The 16,377-nt window shown below is 44.9% G+C and carries 12 protein-coding genes; 7 read left to right on the top strand and 5 right to left on the bottom strand.

Annotated features, from left to right (window positions below):
- Positions 1–361 precede the first annotated feature (361 nt).
- Complete coding sequence (locus tag K2Y18_04230) at positions 362–5,713, top strand: hypothetical protein (GenBank protein MBX9804946.1); 5,352 nt, start codon at positions 362–364, stop codon at positions 5,711–5,713.
- Between the two features lie 83 nt (positions 5,714–5,796).
- Here the strand turns inward: K2Y18_04230 and K2Y18_04225 are convergent, their stop codons facing one another.
- On the bottom strand, positions 5,797–6,222 hold the full coding sequence (locus K2Y18_04225) for a nucleoside deaminase (GenBank protein ID MBX9804945.1): 426 nt from the start codon (positions 6,220–6,222) through the stop codon (positions 5,797–5,799).
- A gap of 112 nt (positions 6,223–6,334) precedes the next feature.
- On the opposite strand from K2Y18_04225, the gene fumC reads away from it, so the two are divergent.
- The gene (fumC, locus tag K2Y18_04220) at positions 6,335–7,738 is read left to right on the top strand and encodes a class II fumarate hydratase (GenBank protein ID MBX9804944.1); all 1,404 of its coding nucleotides are present in this window, start codon (positions 6,335–6,337) and stop codon (positions 7,736–7,738) included.
- 248 nt (positions 7,739–7,986) lie between these two features.
- Here the strand turns inward: fumC and K2Y18_04215 are convergent, their stop codons facing one another.
- The 4 genes from K2Y18_04215 to K2Y18_04200 all read right to left on the bottom strand — a co-directional run bounded on the left by K2Y18_04215 (position 7,987) and on the right by K2Y18_04200 (position 11,521).
- The gene (locus K2Y18_04215; protein MBX9804943.1) at positions 7,987–8,577 is read right to left on the bottom strand and encodes a hypothetical protein; all 591 of its coding nucleotides are present in this window, start codon (positions 8,575–8,577) and stop codon (positions 7,987–7,989) included.
- A gap of 1 nt (position 8,578) precedes the next feature.
- Positions 8,579–9,628, bottom strand: a complete 1,050-nt coding sequence (locus tag K2Y18_04210) for a low specificity L-threonine aldolase (protein ID MBX9804942.1) — start codon at positions 9,626–9,628, stop codon at positions 8,579–8,581.
- Positions 9,629–9,685: 57 nt separating this feature from the next.
- Positions 9,686–10,732, bottom strand: coding sequence for a GTPase ObgE (gene obgE, locus K2Y18_04205; protein ID MBX9804941.1), 1,047 nt, complete (start codon positions 10,730–10,732; stop codon positions 9,686–9,688).
- Positions 10,733–10,873: 141 nt separating this feature from the next.
- A complete protein-coding gene (locus K2Y18_04200; GenBank protein ID MBX9804940.1) occupies positions 10,874–11,521 on the bottom strand; it encodes a hypothetical protein in 648 nt (215 codons plus the stop codon).
- A gap of 182 nt (positions 11,522–11,703) precedes the next feature.
- Between K2Y18_04200 and petA the strand changes: the two genes are divergently transcribed.
- The 5 genes from petA (at position 11,704) to K2Y18_04175 (ending at position 16,155) form a co-directional block, all read left to right on the top strand.
- Positions 11,704–12,267 (top strand): ubiquinol-cytochrome c reductase iron-sulfur subunit, encoded by a 564-nt coding sequence (gene petA / locus K2Y18_04195; GenBank protein ID MBX9804939.1) that lies wholly within the window; start codon positions 11,704–11,706, stop codon positions 12,265–12,267.
- A 19-nt stretch (positions 12,268–12,286) separates the two neighbouring features.
- Positions 12,287–13,483 carry a cytochrome b N-terminal domain-containing protein gene (locus tag K2Y18_04190; protein MBX9804938.1) on the top strand — a complete coding sequence of 399 codons (1,197 nt, stop codon included), beginning with the start codon at positions 12,287–12,289 and terminating at the stop codon, positions 13,481–13,483.
- Positions 13,480–14,235: a cytochrome c1 gene (locus K2Y18_04185; GenBank protein ID MBX9804937.1), complete on the top strand. Its 756-nt coding sequence runs from the start codon at positions 13,480–13,482 to the stop codon at positions 14,233–14,235. The genes K2Y18_04190 and K2Y18_04185 overlap by 4 nt, the downstream gene beginning before the upstream one ends.
- Before the next feature lie 133 nt (positions 14,236–14,368).
- Positions 14,369–15,406, top strand: coding sequence for a DUF2608 domain-containing protein (locus K2Y18_04180; GenBank protein MBX9804936.1), 1,038 nt, complete (start codon positions 14,369–14,371; stop codon positions 15,404–15,406).
- 116 nt (positions 15,407–15,522) lie between these two features.
- Positions 15,523–16,155 (top strand): hypothetical protein, encoded by a 633-nt coding sequence (locus tag K2Y18_04175; protein ID MBX9804935.1) that lies wholly within the window; start codon positions 15,523–15,525, stop codon positions 16,153–16,155.
- Positions 16,156–16,377: the final 222 nt, after the last annotated feature.

The raw sequence follows: 16,377 nt of genomic DNA, 5'->3' as shown, positions 1-16,377 counted from the left end.
ATTCTTTAATTTACGATACAAAAAATTTTTAAAATATATAATTATCTTTCAATGATTTTTATAAAAATGACGTTTTGTAATCCTGGAAAATTTTCCTGACCAACAATAAATTGCTGTCTAAATCCTTAAAGAAAATCCAAAAATTAATGAATTATTAAAATAACATTAAGCAAAGCAGCCATATATAAATTTATTTGAAAACAAATAACCTAAAAGTATTGACTTTTTCAATAAAAATTCTATTTGAGTAAGTAGATTACGTGATGTGTAGTTATGCATGTTGAAAGATGTGCCCAACAGGTATTGATGTTGTGAGTCTATTGTGACTTTGCTCAATACCCAACAGAGTGGAGAAGTTAAAATGGCGACACTAATTGGTACCTCCGGCAACAATACCCTGAATGGCTCAAATTCAAACACAACCCTTATAGGGGACCAACTTTCATACCTCATACAAAATCAAGTTTTTCTTGTTCCAAAATTTGGAAATGATGTCCTGAATGGAGGCAACATGGACGATCTACTCATTGGTGATATATCGTTAATTGAGTATCGAGTCAATTCTAGCCTCAACACAAAGGCGCTTCTGATAACGCCAGTGACCTTCAACTTTGGCAAAGATGTCCTTGATGGGGGAAATGGTAATGATAAATTAGTGGGTGACACTAAGGATATTATTCTTTCAGTCACGGCAGACAGTGCTGGCACGTCAAGTTCTAAAGCCTATCTGGCTAATATTACGATGAATATGGGGTCAGACACTCTCAGCGGTGGCAACGGTAACGATACCCTTTTGGGGGATGTCGACACATTTAAAATTGATATTAAAGCAGGCACCTCTACGGGGTCTCATGCTGATGCATTATTTGCGCAAAATAGCTTTGTCTTTGGGAAAGATTCTCTAGATGGGGGTAATGGCAAGGATCTTTTGGTCGGAGACGTTAATCTTCTATCAATAACCCTTACGGCCGGAACCGCATCCGGGGCTCCAACAAATGCTAGTGCCAATGCTGTCATGGCTATAACAGAGCAGTATTTACGCCCAAACACCTTTACCTTTGGTGCCGACACGCTCAATGGGGGAAACGATAACGACAAATTGATTGGGGATGTACAAACCTTGTCCATCAGTTCTCTCGGGGGAACTGTCAATGGAGCTGGTGTAGCTGTTGCCGCCTTACAATTCAATACTTTTACTTTTGGAAATGACAAACTAAACGGAGATAATGGGAACGATACTTTAATTGGTGATGTTGAAACTTACTCAAGCTTTGATCAAGGTGGCAGTGTTCAAGTAAGTTTAGAATCAAGTTCAAGTGCAGAAGCAGGTTCTATCAATATAACAACTGTTTTTGGGGCAGATAAGTTATCTGGCGGAAATGGTTTGGATGTGCTTATAGGGGATGTGCAAACGCTTACCTTAGCCCTGCAAGGGGGCACAGCTACATCTGGAAATGGTAGTGCTTCTGCCGCATTAAATTCATCACCCTTTACGTTTGGGAACGACTCCCTAAACGGAGAAAATGACAATGATCTCTTAATTGGGGATGTACAAAACTTATCGATCAGTCTGACGGCTGCCCCTTCATCTGCGAGTGGTGGCTTTGCAATTACGGTTATGAACCCTGCTGGGGCGATTACTTTTGGCACTGATACCCTTAATGGGGGCAATGGTGAGGATAATCTAATCGGTGATGTTCAATCAATGACAATGGATATTAAAGACGCTCCCCTCGTTATTGGAGGACCTGTTGCAGCTCAAATAGCTGGTTTAAAAATAACATTGGGCAATGATGTGATAACAGGGGGCAACGGAAATGACACCCTTACTGGAGACATTGAGACCCTTAATATTAAACTTGTAAATACAGATATATATGCGAATTTATTATCAACAACATTAACTTTTGGAAATGATACGCTCAATGGGGATAATGGTGACGATGTACTGATTGGAGATGTTCGCACCATTACCACGTCAATTGTTGATACGGGAACGAATCGTTCAATAAAAGCCACAACGATTTTCTTTGGTAACGATACTTTAAAGGGAGATAACGGTAATGACATCCTTTACGGGGATATGATGGATATAACTCAACTCAGTCCTCTTGATCAGGCCGCCGGCTCAGAACTAGGTATTGGAGGGGGAGACGATACACTCATGGGGGGCAGTGGCAATGACACTCTTTATGGCGGAGTTGGTAGTGATATTCTCCAAGGAGGACAAGGCAACGATATATTGAATGGATTAGTCCCTGTCGGTTTCGAACGTTTTGGCGGTGTTGATATTGCAGATTATTCAGATGCAAGCTCAGGCGTGCGTGTTGATTTAAGAATTTCAACTGCTCAAAGTGTTGGGGGAGGTCTTGGCAATGATACGTTGATCGGCATAGAAGGCCTCAGAGGCTCAAAGTATAACGATACGTTAATTGGAAATGACGCCAACAACGTATTCCGGTTTACGGGCGGTCATGACACGATTGATGGGCGTGGAGGAGCTGATATGTTAAGCTTCATAGACATTACCAACCCACTTGCATCTGGTCATACCTTCACAATTCCAACAATCTTTGGAACAACTTACAGCTCAATGCAGGCCTTGTTTTCCAATCCGGATTGGTTGCCCACAGCGCCGACGTCTTTTGACATAGATGGTGTGTGGATGAATGGGGCCAGTAACACCGTTACTCGCGGAAGCAGCGTTGCCTCCATTCAAAGCATTGAAGGTTTCCAGGGAAGTAATCTGAATGACTATATCGTTATGAATCAAACTTATCTCTTAAATCCTGATGCGGGTCCCTCTGGTTCGGGAGGCCCGGGGTATCTCTTATCAGGTGAATTAGGAAAAGATGTGCTGGTAGGTGGGAGTGGCGATGATGTTATTTTCGGGGGGCGTACAGACTTTAACTTCATAAGTGCTGGCGCAGGCAACGATTTCATTCAAACGGGCGAGAATCTGAATAATGACCAGAATTTGAAGGATATATCTCCTGCCTACCCATTTGGTGTCCCGGGTGAATTTACCCCCAACAATTACCATACTCCTATATTTGCCCTTGTATATGCTGGAACAGGAGATGACGTCGTTTATAGTTATTGTTCAGAGATTGGTATGACCCTAACTTTCTTAGGGGAAGGAAATGATGTATTTAACGACTTTTGTTCTTTGTGCAGCAATGTTGTCTATGGGGGCACAGGAAATGACATATTTAACATTGCTTGCGATGCAAATTTGAAGCGTATCTTCGGTGAAGATGGAAACGATGTATTTAACATACTGAAATTATCATCTAATGACTATATGAGTGGTGGCTCTGGTGTTGATACCTTTAATATTGGGGATGCTACTGGTGGTATTGTAGAAGGTGGCCAGGGTGCTGACATCTTTAATGGAGCCGGATCTGGCGTCATCCTTTCCTATGCATCCTCCAATGCGGCTGTAAATGTTAACCTTGCAACCCGAACAGCATCAGGGGGGCACGCAACAGGTGACGATCTTACGGGAGCGGCATTTATGAATGCGGGCTTGATTGGAAGCGATTACAACGACGTTTTGACTGGTGATTATGGCAATAACACTCTGAGAGGCGGTAAGGGAGATGACATAATTACAGGAGGGGTTTTAGGAGCTGTTCTTGACGTAAACCATGATTGGACCTTAAGGATTTCTGATACAGCTCTTGGCGATCCGGGAAGTATTGCTTCAGGGTGGACGCTTAATTTTTATACAAGCACCGGGACTTATACTTTTGCAAATCCAGCGCCAATAGCTATACAAGATCTTGTAACTAATACGTCTACTATAGCTGTCGCGGGTGTTACAGGAACTATGATAAATATTACCGTAACATTAAACGACATAGCCCATACTTGGATGGCAGATATTAATGCCTTTTTAGACACGACGATTGGAACAACATCGTTGCATCAAGAGCTCTTTACGGGTGTCGGGAGTAATCAAGACTATCTGCATAACATTTTAACGATTGATGATCTAAATGGTCTTCCTCTCACGACATCCAATCTTGCGCCAGGAATACTAGGCTCAAATACGGCCGTAACTTATCATACAGAATCCGGAAGTGGTTTGTTGGGCTTGTTCCAACCTGATCCTAGTTTTGGCTTTGATACGGCGGATTATTCTGATGCAACATCTGGGGTAACAGTTGATATAAATATTGCTGTGGCACAATCAGTTGGCGGCGGTTTAGGGACTGATACTTTGACCTCCATCGAGGGACTTATTGGGTCAAAGTATAATGACACCCTAAAAGGCACAAGTGAGCATAATGAGTTCTACAGTAACGGAGGAAGCGACACGATAGATGGACGGGGAGGAAGTGACCTCTTAAGCTTTATCGGGATTACGGATGCTGCACCATCTATGCTTGCCTTCTCAATTCCTTCCATTTACGGGACAACCTATGCTGATTTGCAAACCAAGTTTGCAAATCCTGCCTGGTTACCCACCCCACCGTCCTCCTATGACATTGATGGTGTTATGATTAATGGCGTTGTAAACGGGAATGGAACGGCTGTCCATGGTAGTGACACAACGACCTTTATAAGCATAGAAGGACTTCAAGGGACAAATCAAAACGACTACATCGTGATCGATGCCCAATACCTTGCTAACCCAAATGCAGGCGTTGGCGGTTCAGGCGGTGTTGGCTATCTCATAAGTGGTGATGGTGGTTATGATACTCTGGTTGGCAGTAGCGGTGATGATGTCATATATGGAGGCAGAGAAGAATTCAGCTACATCAGCTCAGGGGCAGGTAATGATTATATCCGCATCGGCTCGAACCTGAGTGAAGGATTATTTGATCCCTCGCCAGCCTACCCTTTCGGAATCCCGGATCTTAACTCCACACCTAACAACATTGGTACCCCTATCTTTACCCTAACCTATGCGGGTCAAGGGGATGATACGGTTTGGTGCTACTGTTCTGAGATCGGTTTGAGTCTCAATTACTTAGGGGATGGAAACGACACCTTCCTTGACTATTGCCCAAGTTGTTCGGTCGTTGTTTATGGTGGTAATGGAAATGATCTATTTAATATGGATTGCCAAGTCAACCAAAAGCAAGTCTATGGTGAAGCCGGTAATGATACCTTCATAAATCTAAACATTAACACCAACGACTACTTCAGTGGTGGCGATGGGGACGATTCCTTTACCATCGTAACTGCAAAGGGTGGCGTTCTTGAGGCAGGAGCAGGAGCAGATACTATTAAAGGGTTTGCTGATCATCTTATCTTGTCCTATGCGTCTTCCAATGCGGGTGTAAATGTAGACCTCATGGCATTGACAAGTTCTGGAGGAGATGCTCAAGGAGATGACTTATCAGGGTTCGCTAATGGATTCACTGCTCTTCTGGGAAGCGCATTTAACGACGTATTCAAGGGAGATGTAACGGACAACGTTCTTACAGGTAATGGAGGAAATAACACTTTCCGGTATGATCTGACAAACAATGAGGGTCATGATACGATTACTGACTTTAGCAAAGTAAATGACTATCTCCAAATCCACGGTGTGGCAACTGCAGCTGCAGCGAATTCTCAAGCTGTCATTACAAATGATGGATCGGGCCATGCTCTTGCAACTTTTGCAAATGGAACAAGTATTAACTTTTCGAGTGTTGCTTTCGTTTCAGGCCAACACCTATCAGACATTGTCCAACTCAGTCACATTGTGATTGTGTAAGGAAGTATTGAACTGATGTTTAGAAACTGTTGAGGGCGTGTTAAAGAACACCCCTCAACTTTTTTGAGATTTATATTTCGCTCCTACCTCTTTTCCTTAAAGAAATCAATCAACACAGCGGCGCAAGTTTGTTCAGACATTCCTCCATATACTTCTGGGCGATGGTGGCAAGTGGGTTGCTGAAAGATGCGAGGGCCATGATCAATGCCCCCCCCTTTAGGATCAAATGCTCCAAAGAAGATACGATCGACGCGAGCAAATGACAAAGCTGTTGCACACATCGAGCAGGGCTCCAACGTTACGTATAAATCCCCCCCCAGGCGGGGACTCTCCAAAAATTTAGCCGCTTCCCGAATCACCAATATTTCCGCATGAGCGGTGGGGTCCAATAGTTCTTCAACACGATTCCCTGAAGCACTTAGGATAGTACCGTCTTTTACAAAAACGGCGCCCACAGGAACCTCACCGCGCAATCCCGCTTCTTTGGCTTGGTCTATAGCAAGGGCCATCCATTTACCCTCCTCTTGGCTTGCCCATTTAGAAGTCATTAAGCATCTCCCGGTTATACTCACTTTAAGGTAGAGTATAGAATAAGCCCCTTTTGAAGTTAAAGGACCAAATATGGCTGAAGAGTTTCGCACAGAATCAGACTCCATGGGTGAGGTCAGCATCCCAAAACGTGCCTATTGGGGTGCCCAGACGGAACGTGCACGGCAAAATTTCCGCATTGGCAAAGAGCTGATGCCTCTTGGGTTGATTCGGGCCCTGGCGATCCAGAAGCGCTGTGCTGCGCAGACGAATCTGTCCCTAAAGACCCTTGCCTCAAATATCGCAGAGGCCATTATTCAAGCTGCCGATGAGGTGATTGAAGGGAAGTGGGACGACCACTTTCCCCTTGTGATATGGCAAACGGGGTCGGGTACCCAAACCAACATGAATATGAATGAGGTGATTGCGAATCGAGCCAATGAATTGCTCGGATCCGCTTTGGGGACCAAACGACCCGTTCACCCCAATGATCATGTCAACTCAGGACAATCAACGAATGATTCGTTTCCAACAGCCATGCACATTGCCGCTGTTCGAGAAGTTCAGGGAAAACTCCTACCGGCCTTAACCTACTTTCATCAAGGACTGAAAACAAAAGAGAAAGCTTTTGCCGACCTCTTCAAAATTGGAAGAACCCATCTCCAGGATGCCACGCCCCTTACATTGGGTCAGGAGTTTTCAGGGTATGCGGCTCAAATTGACCTAAACATCACCCGTCTCGAAGATTGCCTGAAACGCCTCTATCTCTTGGCTCAAGGAGGAACAGCTGTGGGGACGGGATTGAATTGTCCCCCTAAATTTGCAGAAGTCTTTGCCCAGAATGTGGCGGACTATACAGGGCTTCCTTTTCTTACGGCCCCAAACAAGTTTGAAGCCCTGGCTTCCAACGATTCGATGGTGGAATTATCCGGCGTCTTAAACGTGATCGCCGTCAGTTTCATGAAAATTGCCAACGATATTCGCTGGTTAGGCTCAGGTCCGCGGTGCGGCCTCGGGGAAATTGAACTGCCAGAGAATGAACCCGGATCTTCCATCATGCCTGGCAAAGTTAATCCCACTCAAGCCGAAGCCATGACCATGGTTGCGACCCAAGTGATGGGGAACCATACCTGTGTTACCATGGCCGGGAGCCAAGGAAACTTCGAACTGAACGTCTTCAAACCCGTGATCATTGCCAATGTACTGCAATCGATTGCTCTGTTGAGCGACACCGCTAATAGCTTTACGGACAATTGTTTGAAGGGCATCCATCCCAATAAAAAGAAACTGGAAGCGAACCTAGAATATTCGTTGATGCTGGTTACGGCTCTTAACCCTATCATTGGGTATGATAACGCCGCTAAAATTGCGAAGCGCGCGCTTCTCGAAGAAATTACTCTCGAAAAAGCTGCTGTTGATTTAGGGCTCATGACCGCCAAAGAATTCCAACAACATATTCAAAAGGCTTTTGGGTTTAAAAGGGTTGGACAAGACTAAACATTTGTCATCATTTCATTGTAAATGAAATTTCACACAATATATTCCTTCTTGCTTTTAAATTAAGAAACCCTTTATAAATTACCATCATTTCACATACATTCACGAGGCACCCATGTACTCTAGATTCGCCTTTATTCTTGCGATAGGTCTCTCCATGATATCGCTCTTTCCTTGTCATTCGATGGATAAAGGATCAGTGGAAATCATCAGAAAACCTTAACGCACTACAGTCTTGAACCCCTTTATTATCCTTGATGATCAAGTGCTCGGGGATGTCGGGGTTTGTAAGATGTTCTAAAATAGGGCAATCGCGCTTCCACGGGGAAAAACTTCTCGAGACAGTCGAGCGATTTGAAGTGGGTGATGCCATAAGGGGCATACTTGGCCCGCTGTTTTTTCCAGGTCATGCCTTCGCCCGTATAATCAATTTCATGCCACTCTCGGCCAATGATGTGGGAGGTGTTGTTATCAAAAGCTCCCACATTTTGAAATTGAAACGCCGCTGTTAGGTCTTTTAAATAGGCGGCCATTAACTCTGATTCCTCGGCCGACAATCCCCTTTTGTGAATCGCCATCAAGAGCTCCAGCGTCGTTTTTGGTAAAATAGTCTTCAGCGCGTTGAGGTTGGGAAGGTCAGCTTTTGTTTCTCTTAAGAACGTTTCCAGACTCGAAGCCTCGGCATCTTCCAACTTCATCTTCGGCTGCTTTTGGGCGACTCTTGCATTCAGAATACGGCACAATTCTTGCCATTCACTTGGGAGACGACACTCACGAGCCCCCGTATGCCAAGCGAAGAGAACCATAGGAAGGATGAGTTTTAGGACATGTTTTGTCATTTTATACCGTTCTTTCTTCTTGGAGAGTGATTTTTGATAGGCACTTGTCTAAACCTTCGATGTCTGAGTTTGAGGTGTGAAAAGACGTCACAAATCTGTAAAGATCTGAGTTTGTTGCCCCCCAATCATAAAATCCACAAGCTTGCTCTCGTAAAGTGGTCACGGTTTGCGAGGGAAGCTTCACAAAGATTTCATTAGATTCAACAGGATGGACAATTTCTACCCCGTTTTTTTGAAAAATCCTAACCAGGTTTTGTGCCATTGCATTGGCATGTTTCGCATTTTTTAGCCATAAGTCTTGTGCTAAATAAGCGGTCAATTGACAGGCAAAAAAACGTGTTTTTGACATCAACTGACCGGATCTTTTATGAAGATAATCAAAATCTTTCGCATGATTATGGTTAAAGAAAATAATGGCTTCGGCGCACACGGTCCCATTTTTCGTGGCCCCAAAACTCATGACATCCACACCGGTTTTCCAGGTAAGTTCCGCCGGCGTACATCCAAGCTTGATGAGGCTATTGGTAAAACGGGCTCCATCCATATGGATCGGGAGATGATGTTCTTTTGCAATGGTATGTAATTGATGGAGCTCCTGAAGCGTATAGACTGTGCCACATTCCGTTGCTTGCGTAATGCTGATGCATCCTGGTTTTTGAGCATGGGGGCGCATGGAAATGCCCTGGAGAATCTTCTCGTTCAGCAAATCGAGATCGAGCTTTCCGTGAGGTCCGCTGCAAGGTATCAATTTAGAACCGCCCGTAAAAAACTCTGGCGCGCCACATTCATCCGTATTGATATGTGATTCCTCGTGGCAATAGATGACTTCATGAGGGTTAACTAAAGCAGATAAAGCCAAACTGTTTGCCGCTGTTCCTGTGTTTGTAAAATAGACAATCACCTCTTTTTCAAAAATCTCAGATAGCTTTTTTGTGGCTGCAGCGGAATAGGTATCGGCGCCATAGGAAGATTGGGTGTCTTTGTTGGCGTCCTGGATGGCTTGGACAATTTCAGGACTTGCGGGGACAACATTATCACTTTTAAAATTCATTTTTCTTGCCTCCTAACATCAAAAGCGCAATTGTGAATTATTCAATAAAAACAATGCCTAATCGAGAGGGTGAAACCCTTCGTCTTTTACCGTAAGGTCTTCTTTTTTATGGGCTCGGTCAGCCTGGATGTGTTTCAGGAGGCAAGACAAGACGTCAGGAATGCCTTTCTGGGTGGCGCCACTCATCACAAAAATGTCGGAGCCACTGACTTTCTTTAACGCGGCGATCTTTTCTTCAATTTCTTCATCACTTAAAAGATCGCATTTATTCAGACCAACCACTTCCGGCTTTTCCTTCAAGCCCCAGCCGTACTCTTCCAACTCATGACGAATGGTTTTGTAGGAGGCGACCACATCCTCGGCGCTTCCGTCAATCAAATGGAGGATAACGCCACAACGCTCAACATGGCCCAAAAAGCGATACCCAAGGCCAGCTCCAAGGTGAGCGTCTTCAATGAGACCTGGCAAATCTGCCATGACAAATTCTTTATCATGAATGTACACGACGCCCAATTGGGGGGCCAAAGTGGTGAAGGGATAATCGGCGATCTTTGGCTTTGCGCGGGTGACGGATGACAAAAACGTCGACTTTCCCGCATTGGGCAATCCCACGAGGCCCGCATCGGCAATCAGCTTCAACTGCATCCATATCCAGCGTTCTTCCCCCGGCCATCCGGGAGTAAACTTGCGCGGCGATCGGTTCGTAGAGGATTTATAATGGGCATTTCCAAAGCCACCATCTCCGCCGCGGGCGAGAAGAACGGTTTGTCCTTCTACCAACATGTCCGCCAGAATGGTTTCTTTATCCTCATCAAATATTTGCGTGCCCACAGGCACTTTCATAATAATCGATTCGCCATCCCTACCGGTGCGATTCCGTCCCATGCCGTGGTGTCCGATTTCAGCGCGAAAATGTTGCTGATAGCGATAGTCAATCAAAGTGTTCAAGTCTTCGACTGCCACCAGGATGATGTCGCCACCCCTGCCGCCATTGCCCCCATCGGGGCCGCCGTATTCAATAAATTTTTCCCGACGAAAGCTGCAGGCGCCTGCACCACCATCGCCAGATTTAATGTATATTTTTACTTGATCGAGAAACTTCATGATGGATCACTTATGTCTTTGAATAAAATTATTTTTGTTTGTCGTGGTCTATCCTTAACTGAAGTATCACGAAAAATCAAAGATAAAAGCATAAAAGTCCTCTTCAAACTTTTATGCTTCCCTCTATGTTCCCCTCAATATTTATCGAGCGGGAGTAGATTTCCTAAGAGCACCTGCCCATGGATTCACAGGTTCAGCTGGATCTTTTGCTTCAGGAGCGAGGGCTTTCTTCAAGGCTGGTTTTTTTTGTTTTGCATAGATTTCATCGAATCGAGCGGCAGCTCTTTTCTCTTCTTCAGCTGTTAAGGCGTCGCTTGATGCGTCTTTATCTGCTGGGGCTGTTTTGGGAGTAACACCACCTGATTGGCGCCTTGCAAGCTTCTCATTCAACTCTTTCATCATCTGTTCTTGCGTCTTTGTAGGGGCTCCTTGTTTCTTGACGCTATGCTTCTTTGCTTCTTCTGGCTTAGGTCCTGTCGACTTCTTTGAAATCATGCCGTTGAGAAGATCATCCATGGACACACCATCCGCAATAGTAATCAACTTTTCCTTTTGAGCCCAACGGACCATTTGTCCAAGCGCATTTTTATCGACAGTTCCTGAATGAGCTGCGGCCGAGGGCAGTCCAGGGGCAGGGGGTGCTCCATGACCAGGAGGCGGGGGCGGAGGGGGCGGTGGAGCAGCTGCCACTTCATCAAGCACTGCGGCCGCAGATACACTCTCCATTGACGCCACGGCAGCTACCGTCAGAAACAACGAAGTTAACAATAAATTTTTCTTGCTCATCATGATTTCTCCTTAAAATTCTATAAAACTCAATTAATCTTAGTATGATCTTGTTTAATAGGGAGTTAATGCGGTAAAATGAGGGCTATTTCAGCCTCTTCCCTCAGAACATCCATCCCCTTGATCAATACGGCTCTTTAATCTAATAATATAGAAGCTGAGAGATTCTATTTTAAAGGTTAGCGATGTCAGATTCTGAGGTTAAATCCCCATCAACTCCTGGGGTCGTCCAGCCCACCCGTCGCGAGTTTATTCATTTAACCGCAGGGGCTATGGGAGCTGTGGGGCTTGGCGCTGCGGCGTGGCCTTTTATCAATAGCATGAACCCCTCTGCTGATGTGATGGCGTTGTCGTCCATTGAAGTAGATATATCCTCTATCCCTTTGGGGAAAACCCAAACGGTGATGTGGCGCGGGCGGCCTGTATTTGTGCGTCATCGCACCCCTCAGGAAGTAAAAGAAATGCGGGATACGGCCCTGAAAACGCTACCTGACCCTCAAACGGATCAAGAGCGCACCAAAGACCCCAATTGGCTGGTCGTTGTGGGCGTTTGCACGCACCTAGGGTGTATCCCAACACAACGTAAGGCAATGCAAGATACCGGTGAGCCAGATATTGGCTGGATTTGTGCCTGTCATGGTTCAAAATATGACTACTCAGGCCGAATTATTAGCGGGCCTGCGCCCAAGAATTTGGAAGTCCCAGTTTATGAGTTTATCAACCCCAATTCCGTTCTTCGAATCGGCTAGAAGGTTACTAAAGACAATCATGAGCATATTAAAATGGATTGACCGACGCCTTCCCTTTATCAGCCTCATCAATAATGAGCTGCGGGACTATCCGACCCCAAGAAACCTTTCCTATATGTGGAATTTTGGGTCCTTGGCGGGAATTATCCTGATTATTATGATTGCGTCCGGCATCTTTCTTGCTATGCATTACGTCCCCCACGTAGACCATGCCTTTGATAGTGTTGAACATATTATGCGCGACGTGAACGGGGGCTGGTTGATTCGTTATATTCACATGAATGGGGCGACAATGTTCTTTATCGTGGTTTATATCCATATTTTTCGCGGCCTATACTATGGATCCTACAAAGCACCACGCGAACTTCTTTGGATTTTGGGGGTCATTATTCTCCTCCTCATGATGGCAACCGCTTTTATGGGGTACGTGCTTCCTTGGGGGCAGATGAGTTTTTGGGGTGCTACGGTCATCACTAATCTTTTCTCAGCATTTCCCTTTGGAGAGAGCATTGTCCATTGGCTCTGGGGTGGTTTTGCGGTGGATAACCCGACCTTAAATCGCTTCTATGCCTTGCATTATCTTCTCCCTTTTCTCATCGTTGGGGTGAGCATGCTTCACCTGATAGCTTTACATCAATTTGGGTCCAGCAACCCTTTGGGTATAGAACGTAAGAGCCCTGAAGATTCGATTCCATTTCACCCCTATTACACGATCAAAGACACCTTTGGTCTTGGGGTATTCTTGATTATTTACTGTGGATTTATTTTCTTTGCGCCGAACTTCTTTGGCGAACCTGACAACTATGTTCCTGCCAATCCGCTCGTCACACCGCCCCACATCGTTCCAGAGTGGTACTTCTTGCCATTTTACGCAATCTTACGCTCCATTCCGGATAAGTTGTTGGGTGTTCTTGCCATGTTTGGGTCAGTCATGGTTTTGTTCCTCGTTCCATGGTTGGATACGCACCCAGTGCGCAGCTCCCGATTTCGTCCCATTCATCGCTGGCTCTTTTGGCTGTTTTTGCTTGATTGTTTTATCCTTGGCTGGGTTGGCGCCAATCCTCCGGAAGGGATGTTTGTCCTTATTGGACGGGCAGCAACCCTCTATTACTTTGCTCATTTCTTCCTATTTCTACCCGCTTTAAGTCGACTGGAACCGATTATGGCCCTGCCTTTGAGCATTAGCCGCCCCATCATTCCGGAGTCAACACGATGAGGGATAAGCTATTCCTGTGGGTTGTTCTCATGGCCATCTCTATCACAAGTGTTCTGGCAGATAACGACACCTTGCCGATCCCCCGTCAAAAATGGTCCTTTGAAGGGCCCACGGGTACCTTTAAGCAAGATGCTTTGCAACGAGGATATCAAGTCTACAAGGAAGTGTGTTCCGCTTGTCATGGGTTGAAGCGCATCACTTATGGTAAATTGATGGCCATTGGTTTGTCGAAGAATGCCGTGAAAGTCTTGGCCGCTGAACATGATCAGCCAGACCTTGATGATGAGGGCCAGCCGACAATGCGCAAAGGCATTATATCGGATCATATTCATTCCCCCTATCCCAACGACAAGGCGGCACGGGCCTCTAACAATGGGGCTTTACCCCCAGACCAATCATTGATCACGAAGGCACGGGCAGGGGGCCCTAATTATGTGTATGCCCTTATTACGGGATATTGCAACGCACCACCAGATACATCCATACCCGTTGGTATGCACTACAACCCTTATTTCTCAGGTCGTCAAATCGCTATGGCACCGCCTCTTTTTGAAGGGCAAGTGACCTATGCGGACGGAACTAAAGCCACGGTTGACCAAATGGCGCGTGATGTTGTGACGTTCTTGTCGTGGGCAGCGGAACCGGAAATGGAACAGCGTAAACAAATGGGCGTCAAAGTCCTCTTCTATCTTTTCATTCTTACCTTTGTTCTTTATTTATCCAAGCGCAAGATTTGGAAAAGAGTGAAGTAAGAGTTTTATTTATAATATATTTTCTATTTAATATATTCTGTAAGTGTAATTCGAAATAAGCATTGAATATCAATCATTTTGTGATTATATAACAATTAAAACATCATTATGAATCTCCTGAAAGAGACGCTGAATGAGCCTAATGAATTACAACAGGAGGGTTTCTCTCATTTCTCGTATTTACTCACTTTTTGTTGCCGTGCTTATGATCTTAGGGGTTCTTTGCCCTCTTTTGGGAATGGAGGAGGGCACAGACGGCGCGCTGCCGCCTCACATTCGCCAGGTTACCATAGGGTCCTATGAGGAAGTTTTGGAGTGTTATGTCCAAGATTCACGTGCGAACCCGTCTGAGACATATCTTCTGTTGACGGACCGCGATCTGACCCTTGGCGCTATTACTGACCTCGATCATAAAAGCTTTCATCGACAAGAAAATACAAACGCTGTTATTGAAGCCTTTAAAGAGAAGGGGGTACCTGTTATCCAAGTCACAGCAAGATGGAAGCATCATACGGCCGACCATTTTTCATACCATGTTACTTGGGCCCATTCCATGGAAACCGAATCCGGTATTTGCTTTTCAAATCAACGACCTTTTGAAAATGTAGAATTTGATTTACGGGACGGATCATTAGATCGCGGCATATTTACGAAAGGGACTTGTTTTACGGGGAGTAAGAAAGGGCAAGTGACTGTCCGTTTGATTGATGATCCCCGGATTGTGAAGGCTACCCATTATTTTTTCGTGGATGATGATCCAACATATACTGCTCAAATGATCGATGCTTTCAAAAACCGTCAGGAAAAACTTACCGTATTTTACTATCCCCTTAAAGTAGAGAAAGAGAAGCATCCCGCCGTTTTGCGGCAACTCATCCCTCATTCTCCTGTCCGGTCTTTAAGCTTTTTCCTTCGTCATAATTATGTTGATGAGGTCAAAAGCCTTCTGGCAAATGAAGATCATCTGCCCCATTTTAGAAAGGCGCAATTAATGCCTCTTTTGGTTGATCTTTTGCATAGTGAACATGAAGAAATCGCACCGTACGTCATCGAGAAACTGCAAATTAACATGGAAAGTTTGGATAAAGAAGAAGTTCAAATTTTGTTGAAAAAGCATGGTTCTCTTTCAAGACATAATGCGCACTTGGCCTCGAATAAGTGGCTTCTTTAGGATATTTCTTCTTTCTAACTAAATATGAATTATCTTGACTCATAATTACGTTAATATTATGGTCAGCCTGATCAAATAAAAAATCCACGTATAATATAAATTAGAAGGAATCTCTTATGAAAAATCTATTTAGATCACTTTTTATTGCCCTGTTAGCTTTAGGCTTGAATCCCACCGGCGCTATGGAAAAATACGAAGCTGTGCGGATACAAGACTGCAACGGATGCTTGGTGAGAAAGATCAGTCGATTCAATGGGACCGAATGGCAAGTCCATGATCCAAAAATTGACAACCATGGCGAATACAACGCCCTTGTAGCTCTAACGCCCGCAACAATCGTACCTTCTGTAAATGGCATGTTTAACATCGATAAAATCGAGTTTTCAGCTCAGAATGAATCTAAAGTTAGAGCTCTAAATGCCTTCTTCAATGGGTTAAATGTTGACAACAGCTATACATTCCATACTTCTCCTATAATTAGTGTGAGAGTAGAAAATGTTCCCCTGCCAGCAGATCATGTAAAAAGACCTGGCGATCGTCTCGGAGAAGATTTTCCAAATACAATCCTTGGGTTGACTTTAACGGCGCACTTCGGTTTTAAGGGCTCTGCAAATAGTGGAGCTACTCAGGAAGCACCTAAGGCTGAAGCTTCTAAGGAAGAATCAAAGGTTGAGGCTCCCAAAGCTAAGGCTACAGGTGGTTGGATGACTGTGGAGAAGAAAGTGCTTTTGGGCAAACTCAAATATTAAAGTCTATTTTGAACGGGGGATGCAGGGATTTCTTGAATCCCCCCTTCAACAAATGAGTATCCAAAACCATCTCACAGCAAATATCATTCCATCCTTCCTCTCAATTCTTGCTAGACAGCGTTCACCTGGAACGCTATATTGACTGTACTTTGGCGGGGTAGCTCAGTTGGTTAGAGCAGCGGAATCATAATCCGCGTGTCGGGGGTTCGAGTCCCTCCCTCG

The organism is Alphaproteobacteria bacterium (assembly GCA_019746225.1).
In the GTDB taxonomy this organism is placed as follows: domain Bacteria; phylum Pseudomonadota; class Alphaproteobacteria; order Paracaedibacterales; family VGCI01; genus VGCI01.
This window is presented reverse-complemented; position numbering and strand designations above follow the sequence as displayed.

Excerpts from the sequence above, each read along its gene's own strand:
- K2Y18_04230 (MBX9804946.1), top strand. The coding sequence starts at position 362 with ATGGCGACACTAATTGGTACCTCCGGCAACAATACCCTGAATGGCTCA.
- K2Y18_04225 (MBX9804945.1), bottom strand. The coding sequence starts at position 6,222 with ATGGCCCTTGCTATAGACCAAGCCAAAGAAGCGGGATTGCGCGGTGAG.
- fumC (MBX9804944.1), top strand. The coding sequence starts at position 6,335 with ATGGCTGAAGAGTTTCGCACAGAATCAGACTCCATGGGTGAGGTCAGC.
- K2Y18_04215 (MBX9804943.1), bottom strand. The coding sequence starts at position 8,577 with ATGACAAAACATGTCCTAAAACTCATCCTTCCTATGGTTCTCTTCGCT.
- K2Y18_04210 (MBX9804942.1), bottom strand. The coding sequence starts at position 9,628 with ATGAATTTTAAAAGTGATAATGTTGTCCCCGCAAGTCCTGAAATTGTC.
- obgE (MBX9804941.1), bottom strand. The coding sequence starts at position 10,732 with ATGAAGTTTCTCGATCAAGTAAAAATATACATTAAATCTGGCGATGGT.
- K2Y18_04200 (MBX9804940.1), bottom strand. The coding sequence starts at position 11,521 with ATGATGAGCAAGAAAAATTTATTGTTAACTTCGTTGTTTCTGACGGTA.
- petA (MBX9804939.1), top strand. The coding sequence starts at position 11,704 with ATGTCAGATTCTGAGGTTAAATCCCCATCAACTCCTGGGGTCGTCCAG.
- K2Y18_04190 (MBX9804938.1), top strand. The coding sequence starts at position 12,287 with ATGAGCATATTAAAATGGATTGACCGACGCCTTCCCTTTATCAGCCTC.
- K2Y18_04185 (MBX9804937.1), top strand. The coding sequence starts at position 13,480 with ATGAGGGATAAGCTATTCCTGTGGGTTGTTCTCATGGCCATCTCTATC.
- K2Y18_04180 (MBX9804936.1), top strand. The coding sequence starts at position 14,369 with ATGAGCCTAATGAATTACAACAGGAGGGTTTCTCTCATTTCTCGTATT.
- K2Y18_04175 (MBX9804935.1), top strand. The coding sequence starts at position 15,523 with ATGAAAAATCTATTTAGATCACTTTTTATTGCCCTGTTAGCTTTAGGC.